This is a genomic window from Streptomyces humidus (assembly GCF_014649655.1).
Taxonomy (GTDB): Bacteria; Actinomycetota; Actinomycetes; order Streptomycetales; family Streptomycetaceae; genus Streptomyces; species Streptomyces humidus.
This window is the reverse complement of sequence record NZ_BMTL01000027.1, coordinates 26,689-44,020: the sequence shown is the minus strand read 5'-3', so window position 1 is coordinate 44,020 and position 17,332 is coordinate 26,689. Positions and strand designations below refer to the sequence as shown.

The 17,332-nt window shown below is 72.7% G+C and carries 16 protein-coding genes and 1 pseudogene; 10 read left to right on the top strand and 7 right to left on the bottom strand.

The genetic code is table 11. From position 1 onward, the window contains the following. Nucleotides 1-142: 142 nt before the first annotated feature. The 3 genes from IE239_RS28490 to IE239_RS28480 all read right to left on the bottom strand — a co-directional run bounded on the left by IE239_RS28490 (nucleotide 143) and on the right by IE239_RS28480 (nucleotide 1,957). Nucleotides 143-979, bottom strand: coding sequence for a chitosanase (locus tag IE239_RS28490; protein ID WP_190152279.1), 837 nt, complete (start codon nucleotides 977-979; stop codon nucleotides 143-145). A gap of 283 nt (nucleotides 980-1,262) precedes the next feature. Further along, nucleotides 1,263-1,592: a hypothetical protein gene (locus tag IE239_RS28485; protein WP_190152278.1), complete on the bottom strand. Its 330-nt coding sequence runs from the start codon at nucleotides 1,590-1,592 to the stop codon at nucleotides 1,263-1,265. A gap of 92 nt (nucleotides 1,593-1,684) precedes the next feature. Continuing rightward, nucleotides 1,685-1,957, bottom strand: coding sequence for a hypothetical protein (locus tag IE239_RS28480; RefSeq protein ID WP_190152277.1), 273 nt, complete (start codon nucleotides 1,955-1,957; stop codon nucleotides 1,685-1,687). Nucleotides 1,958-2,145: 188 nt separating this feature from the next. Here IE239_RS28480 and IE239_RS28475 point away from each other — a divergent pair, with 188 nt between their 5' ends. Next, a complete protein-coding gene (locus tag IE239_RS28475; protein ID WP_229878363.1) occupies nucleotides 2,146-2,850 on the top strand; it encodes a hypothetical protein in 705 nt (234 codons plus the stop codon). A 168-nt stretch (nucleotides 2,851-3,018) separates the two neighbouring features. On the opposite strand, the gene IE239_RS28470 is transcribed toward IE239_RS28475, so the two are convergent. Beyond that, complete coding sequence (locus IE239_RS28470; RefSeq protein ID WP_190152276.1) at nucleotides 3,019-5,286, bottom strand: M4 family metallopeptidase; 2,268 nt, start codon at nucleotides 5,284-5,286, stop codon at nucleotides 3,019-3,021. Nucleotides 5,287-5,743: 457 nt separating this feature from the next. Between IE239_RS28470 and IE239_RS28465 the strand changes: the two genes are divergently transcribed. Both IE239_RS28465 and IE239_RS28460 read left to right on the top strand, forming a co-directional pair. Further along, nucleotides 5,744-7,672 carry a CASTOR/POLLUX-related putative ion channel gene (locus IE239_RS28465; RefSeq protein WP_190152275.1) on the top strand — a complete coding sequence of 643 codons (1,929 nt, stop codon included), beginning with the start codon at nucleotides 5,744-5,746 and terminating at the stop codon, nucleotides 7,670-7,672. Nucleotides 7,673-7,835: 163 nt separating this feature from the next. Next, nucleotides 7,836-8,309 carry a hypothetical protein gene (locus tag IE239_RS28460; RefSeq protein ID WP_190152274.1) on the top strand — a complete coding sequence of 158 codons (474 nt, stop codon included), beginning with the start codon at nucleotides 7,836-7,838 and terminating at the stop codon, nucleotides 8,307-8,309. Between the two features lie 48 nt (nucleotides 8,310-8,357). Here the strand turns inward: IE239_RS28460 and IE239_RS28455 are convergent, their stop codons facing one another. After that, entirely contained in the window at nucleotides 8,358-8,810 is a 453-nt protein-coding gene (locus tag IE239_RS28455; protein ID WP_190152273.1) for a flavodoxin family protein, read from the bottom strand. A gap of 194 nt (nucleotides 8,811-9,004) precedes the next feature. Here IE239_RS28455 and IE239_RS28450 point away from each other — a divergent pair, with 194 nt between their 5' ends. The 6 genes and pseudogenes from IE239_RS28450 (at nucleotide 9,005) to IE239_RS28425 (ending at nucleotide 15,313) form a co-directional block, all read left to right on the top strand. After that, entirely contained in the window at nucleotides 9,005-9,589 is a 585-nt protein-coding gene (locus tag IE239_RS28450; RefSeq protein ID WP_229878362.1) for a hypothetical protein, read from the top strand. 218 nt (nucleotides 9,590-9,807) lie between these two features. Further along, entirely contained in the window at nucleotides 9,808-10,950 is a 1,143-nt protein-coding gene (locus tag IE239_RS28445) for a LacI family DNA-binding transcriptional regulator (RefSeq protein ID WP_190152272.1), read from the top strand. Between the two features lie 220 nt (nucleotides 10,951-11,170). Continuing rightward, nucleotides 11,171-11,689, top strand: a pseudogene (locus IE239_RS28440) (carbohydrate ABC transporter permease); the annotation flags it as partial. A 35-nt stretch (nucleotides 11,690-11,724) separates the two neighbouring features. Beyond that, nucleotides 11,725-13,860, top strand: coding sequence for a beta-galactosidase (locus IE239_RS28435; protein WP_190152271.1), 2,136 nt, complete (start codon nucleotides 11,725-11,727; stop codon nucleotides 13,858-13,860). A 498-nt stretch (nucleotides 13,861-14,358) separates the two neighbouring features. Beyond that, nucleotides 14,359-14,733 (top strand): hypothetical protein, encoded by a 375-nt coding sequence (locus tag IE239_RS28430; protein ID WP_190152270.1) that lies wholly within the window; start codon nucleotides 14,359-14,361, stop codon nucleotides 14,731-14,733. A gap of 211 nt (nucleotides 14,734-14,944) precedes the next feature. Beyond that, nucleotides 14,945-15,313, top strand: coding sequence for an ArsR/SmtB family transcription factor (locus tag IE239_RS28425; RefSeq protein ID WP_190152355.1), 369 nt, complete (start codon nucleotides 14,945-14,947; stop codon nucleotides 15,311-15,313). Nucleotides 15,314-15,665: 352 nt separating this feature from the next. Here IE239_RS28425 and IE239_RS28420 read toward each other — a convergent pair whose 3' ends face one another. Together IE239_RS28420 and IE239_RS28415 are read right to left on the bottom strand one after the other, a co-directional pair. Further along, the gene (locus IE239_RS28420; RefSeq protein WP_373308161.1) at nucleotides 15,666-15,962 is read right to left on the bottom strand and encodes a hypothetical protein; all 297 of its coding nucleotides are present in this window, start codon (nucleotides 15,960-15,962) and stop codon (nucleotides 15,666-15,668) included. A gap of 8 nt (nucleotides 15,963-15,970) precedes the next feature. Next, nucleotides 15,971-16,165, bottom strand: a complete 195-nt coding sequence (locus IE239_RS28415) for a S1 RNA-binding domain-containing protein (protein ID WP_229878361.1) — start codon at nucleotides 16,163-16,165, stop codon at nucleotides 15,971-15,973. 338 nt (nucleotides 16,166-16,503) lie between these two features. Between IE239_RS28415 and IE239_RS28410 the strand changes: the two genes are divergently transcribed. Continuing rightward, the gene (locus IE239_RS28410; RefSeq protein WP_190152268.1) at nucleotides 16,504-16,971 is read left to right on the top strand and encodes a hypothetical protein; all 468 of its coding nucleotides are present in this window, start codon (nucleotides 16,504-16,506) and stop codon (nucleotides 16,969-16,971) included. Nucleotides 16,972-17,332: the final 361 nt, after the last annotated feature.

Below are 17,332 nucleotides of genomic sequence, written 5' to 3'. Positions count from 1 at the left end.
CACCTACGCCCCAGCCGCCTCACGCACGCGGCCGGCCGTCGCGGCCCCGCCCGGCGCCCCGGCCGGCCGTCGCGGTGGGCGCGGGGCGGGCCGGGGCGAAGTCGGGACAGGAGCACGGAGGTGTTCGCGACACCTCTCGCCGTCAGCCGAGGTGGTAGCTGTCCCCGTACACCTTCCAGTCCAGCGGCGGTTCGAGGTCGAGGTTGCCCTTGCGCAGGAAGACGCGCTGGGCGGTGTCGACGCGGCTGGTGTCGCTGTGCGCCTCCTCCTGTTTCATGGCCCAGACGCGGGCGTCGAGGAAGGCGTTCAGGTACGCCGTCTCGCCGCCGCCCTGAGCCGGCGGCTTCGCCTTGGCGAGCGCGCGCTTGCGGATGCTGCGGAAGCCCGTGGGGTCGGTGCCGTCGCCGTGCATGACGAGGGCGTCGTAGTAGGCGAACTGGCCCAGGGCGCGCAGTCCGTCGGTCTTGCCCTGGCGGACCGCGGGGTCGAAGTAGACCCGGTCGCGTTCGTCGTTCTGCGCCTGCTGGAAAGCGCCGTCCCGGGCTGCCTTGCGCCAGTCCCCGGGGTAGTCCGGGTCGAGGCCCGCATGCGAGTCGGTGCCGTCGACCGCCCGCAGGGCGGGCAGGTACTTCGCGAGGACGTTGCCGGGGGCGCGGTCGGTGTAGAGCTCCACGAGATCGAGCATGTCGCCGGTGCCCGAGCAGAATCCGATGATGCCGGCGGTGTAGCCGCGCCCGTCGCCGATGTCCTCGATGTACTGGTACTGGGCCTTCCAGTCGAGCGAGGAGTTCTCCGCGCTCGACACCAGTTTCATGGCGATCTCCTTCTTCGCCGGGTCGTCGAGGCCCTTCGCGGCGGGGGCCGCCATGGCCTGCGGGGCGCCGAGGAGCGGGGCGGCAGCCACGGCGCCGGTGAGAGCGAGGAAGAGGCGGCGCGTGGCGGGGGTGGGACCGCCGGCCGGCCGGGATGTGTGCACCACAGTGGCTCCAGGTGAGGAGTGGGGGGTGTTTCTGCGGGCAACTGACAGGAAAGTTTCCTATCAAGCTCAGGATGCAGAAGTAACCCTGCCGAAGCCATGTTCGTACGATCGAACGAATGATTCGCCCGCCCTGCCCACCTTGCCCGCCCTGCGCCCGCCGCTCTCCGGACCGAGGCGGCCGGGAACGGCGGAGGGCACTCCCCAGCGGCGGAGGACTGCCGGGCGCGACGCAGGCAGGCTGCCGGGCGCGACGAAAGGCGCTGGAAGCCAGAGGAGCTGGAAGCTAGAGGAGCTGAAAGAGGACGGAGGTCAGGAAACCGATCAGACCGACATGGAAGAGAACCAGGCAGATCCACTGGGACACGGACATGCGCCAGGACGTCGCCGCGAGGATCTCCCACTCGCTCACGGCGAAGGCGGCCAGCACGAGGGCGAGCACCTCCCACACCACGAGCCACCAGCCGGACGGCGTGCCGCCCGTGGAGGCGTCGACCGCCGCCGGGACGCGCGCCACGCGCCCGAGCAGGAAGAGTCCGATGAGGAGCTTGTGCCAGCCATGACGAGTCGTCGGCGCGGCGGTCACGGGCGGGGCGGGGGCGGATCCTGTCGGCATTCGCACATTTGATCATTCACGGGCGATGGAAGCCATCGTTCCGGTGCCGGGCCGGAATCCCGCCGAGCGCGACGGTCACGGTGGCGCTCGCCTCAGGGGACGCCCGGGGCGTCGCCGAGCCAGTCGAGACGGCCGCCGTCGCCTTCGCGCCGGGCGTACAGAGCGTGGCCGCCCGGCCCGTAGCGGCCTATCTCCGTGATCAGCGCCACCTCGCGCAGCTCCTCCTCCGTTCGCTCCGTGACGTCCAGCAGCAGCCCGTCCAGCGGACCGCCCACCAGTTGCGCGTACGCGCGCTCCGGGCGGGGGCCCGCGTCCTCGTGGTCGGCTCCGTAGACCCGGCCCCGCAAGAACTCGACCTCGTCCATGACCGGCAGCTTGTCACCCCCCACTGACAACGGCCCGTCGCCCGGGGGCCAGAAGGGGCGGCGGCGGACCGGCCGGGCGGTCTTCGGCCAAGACGTGGCGGAAAAGGGTCTTTCGGGCGCAATACCCAGACGGGCCGGGTATCCACCCCCTGCACGTCGTTGTGCGGAGGGTAGGGGGGCCGGCCCTGATGGCACGTGGACGGGAGCGTGCGCGGGCCCGCGAGTCGGCGTGGGCGCGCCGCCGCCGGACCGTGCGTGAGCTGCGTGCGTCGGGCCGCTACGGGCCCCGGCTGCGCGAGGTGTTGCCCGCCCTGACCGTCCTGCTCGCCCTCGCGGGCGCGAGCCTCGCGGGACTGGCCCTGCTCTGCCGTGCCCTCGGCCGGCCCGCGGGTGCGCTGGCCCTGGCGCCGCTCGCGGTCGTGTGCGCGGTCGTACGCCGCCGCTCGCGTCGGCCCGCCCGGCTGCGAGGCGGGTACTACACGGCCCAGGAGCTGGCGGAGCTGGACATGCCCGCGCTGGTGCTCGCCGTGGCCAGGATGCTCCGGCGGGACGGCTGGCGGGTGTCGTCGCCCGCACGGCACGACGCCCCCCACCTCGTCGCCCGCGACGGCCGGGGCCGGACGCTCGACGTGGCGTTCCGTCCCGTGGCCGAACCGCTCCCCGACGAGGAGGCGGCCTGCTCCTGCCGGGCCCGGGCGCGGCCACGGGGACGGGACGGTCCGCCGCTGCGTCTGGTCGTGCACCGCGGCACGTTCACGCACCGGGACGAGGTCTGGGCGGCGCGAGAGGGCCACACCTGTCTGATCGACGGTCCCCGGCTGCGGTTGTGGGCGCGCGGCACGCCCTTGGCGCAGCTCGTGGCCGGAGCCGTTCCCGCGCCCCGGCGGCACTGAGACCCGTCGCCCCTTGTCCTCCCCCACCGCCGCCCGCCCGATCGTGCCGGTCTGGTGAGCCGTCGGCGGCCTGCTCCGGCGTGCCCTGTCAGTGGTCTCCGTGGCCCGCACGGCACGCACCGCCGCCCGGGTCCGAGGAGACCCGGGCGGCGGTGTGATCCGGGTCGGTCAGGGGGTGAGCTGCCAGCGCTGGATGTAGCCGACGTCGATCGACGCGCGGTCCTGGACGCGCAGTTTCCAGGTGCCGTCGAGGGGCTGCGCGGAGGCGTCGACCGTGAAGGTCTGGTCGACGTTGTCGGCGGAGCCGCCGCTGCGGTTGAGCAGGGAGTAGACGGTCCCGTTCGGACCGACGAGGTCGACGGTCAGGTCGCCGCGGTAGGTGTGGACGATGTTGACGTAGACGGAGGTGGTGGCGGAGGCGTTGCCGTCGCGGCCCGTGATGGTGACCGGGGACTCGACTGCGGCGCCGTTGTCCGGGATGTCGACGCGGGAGCTGTTGGCGTAGATGTACGCGATCCGCCAGGCGAAGGTGTCCGTGACGGACGCGCCGGTGGCGTCGGTCACCTTGACGGAGACGTCGCTGTTGCCGAGGGAAGTCGGCGTTCCGGAGATCAGTCCGCTCGGGCTGATGCTCAGTCCGTCGGGCAGTCCGGTCGCCTCATAGGTGAGGCCCGCCCCGGAGTTGGTGGTGTAGGCGTCCACCTGGAGGCTCACCGCCTGGCCGACCCCGCTGGTCTGGTCGGCGATGGGGGCGACGTTGACGCCGAGGGCTATGCGGTTGCCCACGTTGATGGCTGCCCACGCGTCGGCGACGGCGAGGTAGGTGGGGCTGTACGCCCCGAACAGGTCGCTCGCCGCCTGGAGGGTGGCGGTGCGCGCGCCCGCGTAGTCGGTCGACGAGGTCATGTACGTCGTCAGCGCCCGGTACCAGATGGCGGCGGCGTTCTCGATGCCGATGCCGGTGACGGGCCGGCCGTCGGAGGTCGGGCTGTCGTAGGACACGCCGTTGACCGTCTTGGCTCCGCTGCCCTCGGAGAGGAGGTAGAAGAAGTGGTTCGCGGGGCCCGACGAGTAGTGGACGTCGATGCCGCCCAGGCCGGAGCTCCAGCTGTCGCGGGAGGAGCCGTCCTTGGAGGGCTTGTCCATGTAACGCAGCGGGGTGCCGTTGCCGTTGATGTCGATCTTCTCGCCGACGAGGTAGTCGCCGGGGTCGGCGGCGAGGTTCTCGTGGAACTCGACGGCGGCGGCGAAGATGTCGGAGGTCGCCTCGTTGAGGCCGCCGGACTCGCCCGAGTAGGTCAGGTTGGCGGTGGCGGCGGTGACGCCGTGGCTCATCTCGTGGGCGGCCACGTCGAGGGCGGTCAGCGGGTGGGTGTTGCCCGATCCGTCGCCGTAGGTCATGCAGAAGCAGCTGTCCTGCCAGAAGGCGTTGACGTAGTTGTTGCCGTAGTGAGCGCGGCTGTAGGCGGCGACGCCGTCGTTGCGGATGCCGTTGCGGCCGAACTCCTCCTTGTAGTAGTCCCAGGTCGCCGCGGCGCCGAAGGCCACGTCGACGCCGGCGGTCTGGCGGTTGGCGGGCAGACCGGTGCCCCAGACATCGTTGTCGTCCGTGAAGAGGGTCCCGGTGCCCGAGGTGCCCTGGTTCAGGTCGTAGGTCTTGTGGCCGGCGCGGTCGGGGTCGGTGAGCTGGTACGTGGATCCCGCCAGGGTGCTGCCGACGGGAACCGTGCCGACGTACTGGCCGGTGCCGGTGCCGGTGTGGACCTTCTCGGCGGCGAGGATCCGCTTGCCCGTGGTCGCGTCGGTGACCACCTGGAGCTCGCTGGGCGTGCCGTCGTCCTGGACGCCGTCGACGACGGTCTCCCAGGCGAGGACGGGCCGGCCCGCCGCGGCCCAGACGACGAGGCGCGGGGCGCGCCCGGTCGAGGCGCCGGCGACGTCGGCGCTCTTCGCGGCGGCCAGTGCCTGACCGGCGGCGCTCGAGGCCGGGAGCTTCGGGGTGAGGGAGGCGACCCTGACGGTGGCCGCGGTCGCCCGGGAGACGGTGGTCCGGCCGTCGGCGGAGTGGACGACCATGTCGCCGCCCAGTACCGGGAGCCCGGCGTAGGTGCGCTCGTAGCGGGTGTGGGTGGTGCCGTCCGCGTCCTGGACGACATCCTTGACGAGCAGTTTTTCCTGCGCGCCGAGGGCGAGCCGCCGGGCTGTGGCGCCGGCGGCGGTCTGCGCCGCCTTGATCAGCGAGGCACGGCGGGCCGGCGACAGGGGCGTCGCGGCGGCGCCGGCGCGCGGCACGGCGGTGATCCGGGAGGGGCCCGGGTCGGCGGGGGCCGCGGTGGCTCCCGTGGGAGCGCCCAGGGTCAGCAGGGTGCAGGCGGTCGTCAGTGCGAGGGCGGCGGCGCGTCTGCGCCGGAGGGTGGGGATGTGTCGCCGGGGCAAGGGGTTCTCCTTCTGTGCGACGGTCGGCCCGTGAGGGGGACCGGGGTGGGGCGGACCGGCGGGGGTGGGCCGGTCCGGAGCGCTGCACGACAGGCGGGTGGAAGGAGGTGGGGGGTGGCCGGACGGTGCGCCGCAATGATGCGGGAGTGAAGGAATGGTGAACTTCGGCAGCAGGGTGGCACTCGGTGCACAGTTTTGTCATGTGACTGCCAAGAGTTCGGCTGGAAATGACCATGGCCCTCTGGGGATTCCGCCTGCTCGACGCACATTTTCAGCCGCGGGACGGCGAGCCCACCGCCCCGAAAGGATGAATGCTGCCGCCCGCACGGCGTGTCGCGGCACGCCGGACAGCACCCTGCGAGTTCAGACGTCGACGGGAATCGGCGGCGGAACACGGTGGAAGACAGGGGGCGCGGTGGAAGGACAGCGGCGAGGTCCGGTTTCGTTACGCGACCGGATGCGCTACCGCTTCGACAACACGCTGGCCGCCAGCACCGGCAGGCTGGTCGGCTGGCTCGCCGTGACGTGCCTGGGCATCGTCGTCCCGGCGAGCGCGGCGATGGTGTGGACGGACCCCTCCTCGCCCCGTTCGATGGCAGGCCGGCTGGCCGCGGTGTGGCGGGTCAGCACGGAGACCCTGCGCCTGGGCGCGGTGAGCGGCGCTCCGCTGCGGATACTGCTGTCCCTGCTGCTGGGCCTGGTGGCCCTGCTCTACGTGTCGACCCTGATCGGCCTGATCACCTCCGGCCTCACCGACCGGATCACCGAGCTGCGCCGAGGGCGCTCCATGGTGGTGGAGACGGGCCACTCGGTGGTCCTCGGCTGGTCGGAACAGGTGTTCACGGTGGTCGGCGAGCTGGTCGCGGCGCGCGCCCATCAGCGCTGGGGCGCGGTGGTGGTGCTCGCCGACCGGGACAAGACGGAGATGGAGGAGGCGCTCGCCGCCGCGCTCGGCCCCACCGGCACGACGCGGCTGATCTGCCGCAGCGGCTCCACGGCCGACCCCGACGCACTCAAGCTGGTCAGTCCGGGATCCGCGCACTCGGTGCTGGTGCTGCCCGGCCCCAAGAGCGAGGGGGACGCCGAGACGGTACGGACCCTGCTGGCCCTGCGGGCGGTACTCGGCGCCCACCCGGGCCCGCCCGTGGTCGCCTGCGTCCGCGACGAGCGGTACCGGGCGGCGGCGCGGCTGGCCGCGGGCCCGCGAGGCGAGGTGCTGGAGTCCGACCGGACGGCCGCGGGGCTGATCGCGCAGTCCGCGCTCCACCCGGGCCTCACACCGGTGCTGCGCGAACTCCTCGACTTCGACGGCGACGAGTTCTACCTCGTCGCCCCGCCCGAACCGGCGGGACGTCGTTTCGGCGACGTCCTGCTCGACTGCGCGACGGGCGCGGTGGCCGGGCTGGTGCGAGCCGACGGCACTCCCCGGCTCAATCCTCCCCCGCACACCGTGCTCGCCCCGGGGGACCGCCTCCTGGTCGTCGCACGCGACGACGCCCCTCTGCGGTGGGAGGACGGACGGGATCTCGTGGACCCGTCGGCGATGGCCGGGCGCGACGTCGCCGTGGACGAACCGTCACGTTTCCTGCTGCTGGGCTGGAACCGTCGTGCGCCTCACCTGATCGACCACTTCCGCCGCGGCGCCCGGCCGGGCTCGGTGCTCCATGTCGTCGCCGACCCGGCGGAGCAGGCGCCGCCGACCCCGCCGCTGCCGGAGCCACGCAGGACCGCGAAGCGCACCGGCGGCCTTGCCGTGACCTTCGGCACCGCCGACGCGACCGACCCCCCGTCGCTGCGCGCGCTCGCGCCGGATTCCTACGACCGCGTCATCGTGCTGGGGCCGGAGGGCGGGGAACGCGCCGGCCGGCCCGACGACCGCACGCTGGTCGTCCTGCTCGTCCTGCGGTCGCTGGCGCAGGAGTCGGGAATCGGGACGCCGGTGGTCGCGGAACTCGCCGACGAGCGCAACCACGCCCTGGCCCCGCTCGGCCCGGGCTCGGAGGCGGTCGTCGGCGGCCGGCTGACGGGGCTGCTCATGGCGCAGGTCGCGCAGAACGGCCGCCTGGCCGCGGTGTTCGAGGAGCTGTTCGCCGCCGGCGGCAGCGCCCTGCGGCTGCGTCCGGCACATCGCTATGTTCCGGTGGACCGGGCCGCCTCCTTCGCGACGGTCGTGGCGGCGGCGCGCGAGCGGGGGGAGTGCGCGATCGGCTACCGCTGTCACGACCCCACCGATCCCGCCGGCCACCAGGTCAGACTCAATCCGGCCAAGACCTGCACACGGGTCTGGAGCGGCACGGACGACATCGTCGTCATCGTCACGGACGGCCCCGCCGAGGGCGCCGGCGGGCCGGAAACGCGCAGGGAGGCCGGGGCGGACGTCCCGTAGCGGTGCGCATCGCCGTCGTGGCCGACGGTCGCGGCAGCCGCCGCACCAAGCGGCTGCGGGCCGTTCGAGTGGTCGCCTTCCGCTCGTCGTCGTAGCGTCGGAGGAGGATCCCGGCGGGACGCGGCACACCGGCGCGCCACTGTCCGGACGGGCGGGAGCGGACATGCGACACACGACGCGAACAGTGGTCACGATCTGTGCGGCGCTGGGCCTCACGGCCGGCGTCGGTTCGGCCTCGGTCTCGGCCGCGCCGGCCTCGTCGCCGCCGACGGCGCGGCCCGTCGCGGCGCGGCCCGCCCCTCCGCCGGTCCTGGTCGACTGCTTCGGACACGCCAAGGTGCGGCCCGCCCGCTTCATCCTGGCCTGCGGCGACGGCAACAGCCGTCTCGTGTCGCTGCACTGGCGCAGCTGGGGTGCCCGCTCGGCGCGTGCCACAGGGGTCAACGTCGTCAACGACTGTGTTCCGTACTGTGCGGCCGGGCACTTCCACCGGTACTCGGTCGTGGTGAAGCTGGACCGCCCGCAGCCGTGGAAGAAGCGCCCCCATGTGCAGCACTACAGCCGGATCACGCTCTTCTATCCGAAGGACAGGCCTGCGCACTCCGGGCGGGTCGTGACGTTCTCGCTCTGGAACTGATCCCGGCCGCCCGGGCGGGGCCGGAACCGGCGCTCGGCCCGGCGCGGGTCAGTCCATGACACCGGCCGCCAGCGTCGCCCCCAGTTCCCAGCAGGCTTCCAGGTCGCTTCTGCCCGGCTCGCCGATGACGGTGACGGGCTCGGCCGCGCTCCGCCAGCCCAGGCCCGTGGTGACGGTCTCGATGGCGCGCATCGCGCCCGTGACGTCGTTCCCGCCGTGCACGTAGTAACCGAAGGGGCGGCCGCGGGTGGCGTCTAGGCACGGGTAGTAGACCTGGTCGAAGAAGTGCTTGAGCGCGCCGGACATGTAGCCGAGGTTGGCGGGAGTGCCCAGCACAAAGGCGTCGGCGGCCAGGACGTCCGAGGCGGTCGCGGCGAGAGCCGCGCGGCGCTCTACGCGGACGCCCGCGATGTCCGGGGCCGTCGCGCCCGAGACGACCGCCTCGAAGAGTGCCTGGCAGTGCGGCGAGGGGGTGTGATGAACGATCAGCAAGGTGGCCACGGAACGGAACCCTGCCCGCTCCCCCGCCCCGGCCGCAAGCGACACAGCCGTCACCCGGGCGGGGCTCGGGGCGGCCGCGCCGCCCCCATGCCCGCGGTGCGCGGGCGACGGAGCCCCTGCGCCCGGAGCGGGCATGGCGGCGCCGCATGACGGGTACTCAGAGGCACACGGCACTCAGGCCCAGGGAGGACTACGTGCACACTCGGAGCTCGGCGATCGTGTGCGTGGCCGCGGCCGCACTGGCGCTGGCGCTGGCCGGCTGCTCCTCCGGGGACGACGGGAAGGCCGCGGAGTCGACGGACGAGGCCACCGCCGGTGTGACGGTCTCCGACGCCCCGTCGTCGTCCGTCTCGCCCGTCCCCTCCCCGCCCGTCGCCTCCGTCTCCGTCCCCCCGAGTGCCTCGGACCCGGCGGGCGCGAGCCCCTCGGACACCGTCACCGGGCAGAGCCGGAAGCTCGTGACGATGACGATCAGCGGAGGCTTCGCCGGGGTGCACCGCGAGGTGGTCCTGCGGGGCGACGGCACCGTCCGCACCACCGACCGGGGAGCGTCCGGCGTGCACCGCACGACCGCCGCCCAGTTCGCGCGGCTGCGCGCCCTGCTCGCGGATCCGGCACTCGCCGACGTCCCCGCGTCCTCGCTGGACGAGGGCGCCGCGGACAGGTTCCGGTACACGCTGCGGTTCGACGGCCGCACGATCACGACGGACCGCTCCGCGGACGAACCGGCGCTGGACCGCCTCATCGACGCCCTCGAGAAGTGCCTGCCGAAGAACTGACCTCCCGGGCCGGCCGCCTTACCGCCGGCCGCCTTACCGCCGACCGATGTCACGGATGCGGTTCCACCTCTTGACGCCCACCTTATGACTGCGTAGACATGTCAGCGCAGACATGACTGCGCAGTCATGCGGAGGACGTCTGATGCGGATGCCTGACGCGGACGCCCTGAACGGACGTCTGGCACCATCGTGGGAACGCACGGCCACCGGGAGAGACCATGACGCGAGGAACAGGGCGGGGCGGGGCCTCCCCGGCTCCGCGCAGCGTGGATGTGGCCCGTCTGGCCGGCGTCTCGCAGAAGACGGTGTCGCGGGTCTTCAACGACGAGCAGTACGTCTCCGCCGATGTGCGCCGACGCGTCCTAGAAGCCGCCGAAGAGCTCGGCTACCGGCGCAACAACGCCGCCCGGGCCCTGGCCTCCGGGCGTACCCGCTCGATCGGCGTGGTGACGCTCGGCACCGCCCTGTACGGCCCCGCCTCCCTGCTCATGGGTGTCGAGCGGGTCGTCCGGGACACGGGATACGCGCTGCGGGTGGTCAACACGATGGAAGGCGATCCCGCGGGCATCGCGGGCGCCGTGGACTCGCTCCTGGACCAGGGCGTGGACGGCATCGTCGTCTCGGAGCCGATCGACGAGCTGGCGGCGGGCGGCGACACCGCCCTGCGCGTCGACGTCCCGGTCCTGGTGCTCGGCGCACCGTCGCCCGTGGTCGCGCCCACCGTGCTGACGGCGGGCGACGGAGCCGACCTGATGGCCCGGGCGGCGACCGAACACCTGCTGGACCTCGGCCACGCGACGGTCCATCACCTCGCGGGTCCGCAGGCCTGGTACGCCGCCCGGGACCGGTTGGACGGCTGGCGGACGACGCTGACCGCCCACGGCAGGACGGTGCCGCCGGTCGTCGAGGGCGACTGGTCGGCCGCGTCCGGTCACGCGGCCGGCCGTGAGCTGGCCGCGGACGGCGACGTCACCGCCGTGTTCGCCGCCAACGACGACATGGCGATCGGTCTCATGCGCGCGCTGGCGGAGGCGGGGCGACGGGTGCCGCACGACGTCAGCGTCGTCGGTTTCGACGACGTACCGGTCGCCGCCTATGTGACCCCTCCGCTGACCACGGTGCCGCAACGGTTCGACGCCGTGGCGCAGGAGGGCCTCAAGCGACTCGTGCACGCCATCGAGAACCCGGACGCGATCCCGCTGCCGGCGAGCGACCCACCGGTCGACCTCGTCGTCCGCGCGTCGACCGCGCCCCCGCCGAACCGGACGGCCCCGGTTCGCGGGCGGGCCGCCGCCTCCCGGTCCCGAAGCGCCGCGCCCACTGCGCCCCACGCGAACGGAGGCCGCCCGACACCGAACTGACCAGCAGGACCGGCCGGCCCGCACGCCGGCCCGCGCCACGTGAGCCGGGAACCAGCCGCAGCATCGTCCGCGCCCCGGTCACCGTCTCTTCGCCCGAGCCGCACCTGACCGCCGCCGACCGCGGCAGTCCCCCAGCCGGGTCGCAGACCCCGCATCCTCTTCATCGCCCCGACCGCCTCGACCGCTGTGGCCCTTGCGCCCCGGTCCTCGCGCTCACGCCTTCCTCCACCATGCCCGCGCACGGCCGTCCGGCGTGCCGTGGCCCATCGCCTCCGGCGGGAGTTCGCCATGCCTCAGCACCCCTTCACGTCTCCTGCCCTCCCTGGTCAACCCGTTCGGCCTCTACCTGATGCGCGTCTACGCGCAGGACGCCGTCCCGGACAGTTTGCTGGAGGCCGCCCGCCTGGACGGTGCGGGCGAGGCCCGGATCTTCCTCCGGATCGCCCTGCGGCTGCTGGCGCCCGGCCTGGTGACCGTCCTGCTGTTCACTTTGGTGGCGACCTGGAACAACTACTTCCTGCCGCTGATCATGCTGAACGACCCGGACCTGTACCCGGTCACCGTCGGTCTGTCCTCCTGGGCCGCCCAGGCGCAGAACGGCGGGGCGGGCTCCAGCAGCGACATGCTCGCCCTGGTCGTGACCGGCTCCCTCATCTCGATCGTGCCGCTCGTCGTGGCGTTCCTGCTGCTCCAGCGCTACTGGCAGAGCGGTCTGGCCGCCGGCGGCGTCAAGCAGTGACCCCTTCCCCCCTCGCCCTCCCGGAGGTTTCCCTCATGGCGGCTCTGCCTGCCCGCGTCCTGTTCGGCGCCGCGTACTACCACGAATACCGGCCCCGCTACGGCGCCGAACGGCCCGACGACCGGCTCGAGACCGACCTCGACCTGATGGCCGACGCCCACGTCAGCGTCATCCGGGTCGGCGAGTCGGTGTGGTCGACGTGGGAGCCGGAGAACGGACGCTTCGACCTCGACTGGCTCCAGCCGGTCCTCGACGGCGCGCACGAGCGGGGCATCTCCGTCGTCCTCGGCACGCCGACCTACGCGGTGCCGCCGTGGCTGGCCCGTCAGTACCCCGAGATCGCGGGCGAGCGGCGCACCGGTGAGCGCATCGGCTGGGGCGCCCGGCAGGAGGTGGACTTCACCCACCCCGCCTTCCGCTTCCACGCCGAGCGGGTCATCCGCAAGATCATCGCCCGGTACGCCGGCCACCCGGCCGTGATCGGCTTCCAGGTCGACAACGAACCCGGCAACGAACTCCTGCACAACCACGGCGTCTTCCAGCGCTTCGTGGACCATCTGCGCGAGCGGTACGGCGACGTCGAGACCCTCAACCGCGAATGGGGGCTGGTGTACTGGTCGCACCGGCTGTCGACCTGGGCCGACCTGTGGACGCCCGACGGCAACGCGCAGCCGCAGTACGACGTCGCCTGGCGCGCGTTCCAGGCCCGTCAGGTCACGGAGTTCATCGGATGGCAGGCCGGGATCGCCCGTGAGTACGCCCGGCCCGAGCAGTTCGTCACCACCTGCATCTCCTACACCCGGCCCGCCGTGGAGGACGACGAGCTGACCGACTGCCTCGACATCGCCTCCGGGAACCCGTACTACGGCATGCAGGACGCCCTGCTGCTGCCCGATCCCACGCCCGACGGCCACGAACAGAAGTGGCAGACCGCGGGCGTGTGGTCGCTGTACCAGACCGCCGACTGGATGTTCTCCTCGCGGCAGGAGCCGTTCCTGGTCACCGAGACCGACGCGGGCTCCATCGGCTTCCCCTGGGACAACCGGCCCGCCTACGACGGCCAGTGGCGACAGGCGGCGTGGGCGCTCGTCGCGCGCGGGGCCCGCATGATCGAGTACTGGCACTGGAACACCCTGCACTTCGGCGCCGAGACCTACTGGGGCGGCGTCCTGCCGCACACCGGCCGGCCCGGTCGCACCTACCGTGAACTGGCGCGGCTGGGAGCAGAGTTCGAGAAGGCGGGCGACCTGGTGGCCGGGCTCGAGCCGGACGCGGACCTGACGATGGTGTACTCGACGCCGAGCAAGTGGCTGATGCAGAACTACCCGCCGCTCGCCGGGCCGGACGGCGAACCCGACCCGGCCGCCTACCACCGCTTCTTCGACTCCTTCTACCGGGGCGCGTTCGACGCCGGCCGGCAGGTGCGCATCGTGCACGCCCGACAGCTGCACGACCCGCACGGGGAGCGGGAGGGGCTGACGGCCGAGGAGGCCGTCCGCCGTCATCCCGTGCTCGTGGTGCCGGCGCTGTACCTCGCGGCCGACTCGACCCTCGACTGGTTCGCGGCCTATGCCGAGGCCGGCGGGCACCTCGTCCTCGGCCCGCGCACCGGCTACGCCGACCAGGAGGCGCGGGCCCGGCAGGAAGCGGCCCCGGGCCGGCTGACCGACGTGGCGGGCGTCCGCTACGACGAGTTCAGCAATCTCGTCGGCGAGGTGCCCGTGCGGTCGGCGTCCGGGGGCCCGCTCGACGTACCGGAGGGTGCGACGGCCACCCGCTGGGCCGACGGCCTGACCGTGACGGACGCCGAGGCGCTCGTCACGTACGACCACCCGCACTTCGGGCGCTGGCCCGCGGTCACCACCCGCCGGCACGGCGCGGGCCGGGTGACGTGTGTGGGCACCGCGCCGGGGCGTGATCTCGGCCGGGCGCTGGCGGAGTGGCTCGCGCCGGTCACGCGGCACGCCTGGCGGAACCTTCCCTCCACGGTCACCGCCACGACCGCGACCGCGCCGGACGGACGCCGTGTGCACATCGTCCACAACTGGAGCTGGCAACAGGTGAGCGTCGCCGCTCCGACGGACCTCTCCGACGTGCTGACCGGCGCGGCCGTCCCCTCCGGCGCCGCAATCGGCCTGGGCCCGTGGGACGTACGCGTCCTCGTCGCCTGATTCCCCACCTGCCGCGCACATCGGCGTGGTGGCCGTCCCCCGAGAAGGGCTGCGCGGAGCAGAACACCGAGCCTGCTGTTCCCGTTCCAGGTCCTGTGCACGAGGATCTGACCGTGCGAGTCCGCGGCGGTGTCGTCGGCGGGATCCGGGGGCAGCACGCCGGTGACCGGGTCCTTGCAGAACGCCGTCGCGGACGGTTCACAGGACTGGAAGCCCGTCCGGCAGACCGAGAGGCGCGGCACGTCGCGTGGGGCGCGCGGCACCCGCCGGGGCGGCCGTCGACCCGACGGCCGCCCCGGCGACGTTCTCCCCTTCGGCTTCCTCGATCCGGTCGGATTCCGGATGTGCGCGATCAAAAAGAAGCCTGAACATCCGCGTTACGGAGTTCCTTGCGCCAGTCCCGGAGCACGTCACCCTCCCGGGGGATGGTCTCCGTACGGTCGGGGGACCAGCGGGGCCGGAGGAGACCGGGCCCGTGCAACCGGCGGGAGCAGCGCCATGGCGAATGTGGAGATCTCTTTGAAGGAGACGATGACCGCGGTGGAGGGGGCGCTGGGGGTCGCCGTCGTGGACTACACCAGCGGTATGGCACTCGGCACGCTCGGCGGCGGCAAGGACCTCGACCTGAACGTCGCCGCGGCCGGCAACACCGATGTGATCCGCGCCAAGGTCCGCACCATGGAACACCTGGGCCTGAAAGGGGAGATCGAGGACATCCTGATCACGCTCGCGACCCAGTACCACCTCATCCGGCTGCTCAAGGGCCGGAGCGGCAGCGGGCTGTTCATCTACCTGGTGCTGGACCGCAGCCGGTCCAACCTGGCCATGGCCCGCCACCAGCTGAAGCGGATCGAGGCCGAGCTCGAGGTGTAGAGGACCTGACGGTCCGGGACTTCGCATGCCCTGGATGTGAAGATTTCTTCATCTCGACACATCCAGATCAGCGCATCACAAGGGTGTGCGGAGCCGGTAGCCGTCAGGATCGGGACGAAGCACGCGCGCGCGGCGGCTTACGGCCGGCTGGGCGGGCCGCCGTGCCAGCGAGGACCACGCACCGAACGCGGCAGGGAGCGAGCGATTGACCATGCAGGTTCCCCTCTACCAGGCCAAGGCCGAGTTCTTCCGCATGCTCGGGCACCCGGTACGCATCAGGGTCCTCGAACTGCTGCAGGGCGGCCCCGTCGCCGTGCGGGACCTGCTCACCGAGATCGAGATCGAACCGTCCAGTCTGTCACAGCAGTTGGCCGTGCTGCGGCGCTCGGGGATCGTCGTCTCGATCCGGGAGGGATCGACGGTCAGCTACGCGCTGGCAGGCGGTGACGTGGCCGAACTGCTGCGCGCCGCCCGTCGCATCCTCACCGAACTCCTCACGGGCCAGAACGAGTTGCTGGCCGAGCTGCGCCAGGCCGAACCGCCGCTGCCGGTACCGCAGCGCGGTGCCGGGCCGGGCTGACAGGAGCGCGGGCGGGGACCGCCCGGTGAAGCGCGCGGGGACCTCAAGTCAAGAGGAAGGCGAAGAGCCCGGGCGGTCGTGATCGTGCGCACCGTCCGGGCCCTTCGGGCTGCCGCGCCCCAGCCGCCCTCGAGACGGCCCTGTTCTCGTATAGCTGCGGCAAACGGACATGTAGCGCAGGGTGATGCTCCGCGGCCGAACCGGGCGCGAGGGCCGGTGTCAGTTTCCGGAGTCGGCTGCATGGATGGATGCCCGGTACTCCCGAAGCTGCCACGAATTGACAAGCAGCTTTCCTCAGTCGATCTGACGTACTGCCGTCAGGGTCTCAGTATTCCGCCCTTGGTCAACCGGGTCAGCGGGCTGTGATCGCACGACGGGCGGCATCCCAGACCGCCTCGAATTCTTGCGCGGTCAGTTGATGGGGTTCGTGCCCCTCCCACTGCGAGAGCGGGAGTTCAGCGGTGAACCCGAACGTTCTTTCGTACTCGGCCAGACCCCCTGCCTGCTGGGCACGCTGCCATTCGTCCAGGGACGCAGCCGCGATCGGGGTCAGCTCGGAACCCTGGAGCTCGACCTGTCGGGTCACCCAGCCGCCGGCGTCGACCTCGAAGCAGAACCAGATGGCTTCCTCGTCCCAGAAGCACTGCATCCACGTCGTCACCGGTCGGCCTGCCTCTGCGACAGGGCAATGCGGCGCCGTACGAGATCGACATCCGTGATCTTCACGGTGAGAGCGTCGCCGACCTCGATGACGTCCTGCGGCGATTGATCCAGCTCGTCGGTGTGCACGAGCCCCTCAAAGCCGTCCTCTCGGTCTTCGATGCGGACGAAGACACCGAACGGCACGATCACCCTTCCCGCCGACGTCACTCGTTCAGCTCGACGAGAGGCCCAGCGCGGGAAAACGACCTTCTACAGCGGTCACGCAGGGCTGCACGTCCGTTCGCCGCAGCTGTACGAGAACAGCGCCGAGGCGGCGCACGGCAGCTCCTCGCCGAGCCGGGCGACGCGCTGCCGTGCGCCGGGCGGAGCGGGCCGGGGTGCCGACGGAGCCGAACAGTGGCGCGGGCCTCGAACGAAACAGGGCGAAACGCCAGGGTTCGCCACCCCTTCCGCCACCTAGAAATATCTACCAGCATGCATACGCCCGGTCGGCATGCGGCCACCGGCGGACGTCACACGGAGCCGACATGAGCGATGCGATGTGGATGCGCGGCGTGGAGTGGCTCTCCGCCGCCGCGACGGACCCGCGGCTGTGCAAGCGGGAGTGGGACCAGGGCGACGGGGTGGCGTTGCTGGAGGCGGGCCGCTACTGGGACGTGCTCAGCGTGCCGGACCGGCTGGGCCTGCTCGCCCTGGACCTGCTGTGGCAGGCCTCGCTCCCCGTGCCGGGGCCGACGCTCGTCGACACCGCCGCGCACCGGGTGGGCTTCTTCCTCCCGCCCGACCCCGGCAGCCGGTGGATCGGGGCGGGGCTGCGGCGCGCGGGCCGGGGCTCGTGGGTGGCGGTGCCTCCCCCTTACCGGGCCGCCCGCTTCGTCGAGTGGCTGGTGCCGCCGGACGGGACGGGCGCCCTGCACCCGCCCGGAACGCTGGAACTGGCGCTGCGGCAGGCCAACGGCACGCTGGCCGTGCTGTCGCCGGCGATCGGGGTGTGACCCGTCCGGCGCGCCGGGCACGCCGGCCTTCGCCGCGCCGAGTCGGCCGTGGAGCGCCGTCCACGTCCTTCCTCCGGGCGAGGCGCTGACCGGGCGGCCGGCCCGACCGACGCCCATGCCGCCGCCGCTTCCGGGCCTCCCGCCCGGGAGGACGGCTCTGCCCGCCTTCGGCGGCTGCCGCGGGTCCGTCCCGTCCACGCCGAGTTCCCCGACCGTCGGCACCGGTGGCCGCCCGCGGCCGCGACGGCACCCGGGCGATCACTCACCGACGGGCCGCGTCGGGCGGCTCGGCTCCCGGTCTGTCGCCGGTCGGTCGGCGTCCAGGGGACGGCGGCTGACCGGATGCCCTGGTGCGCATGCC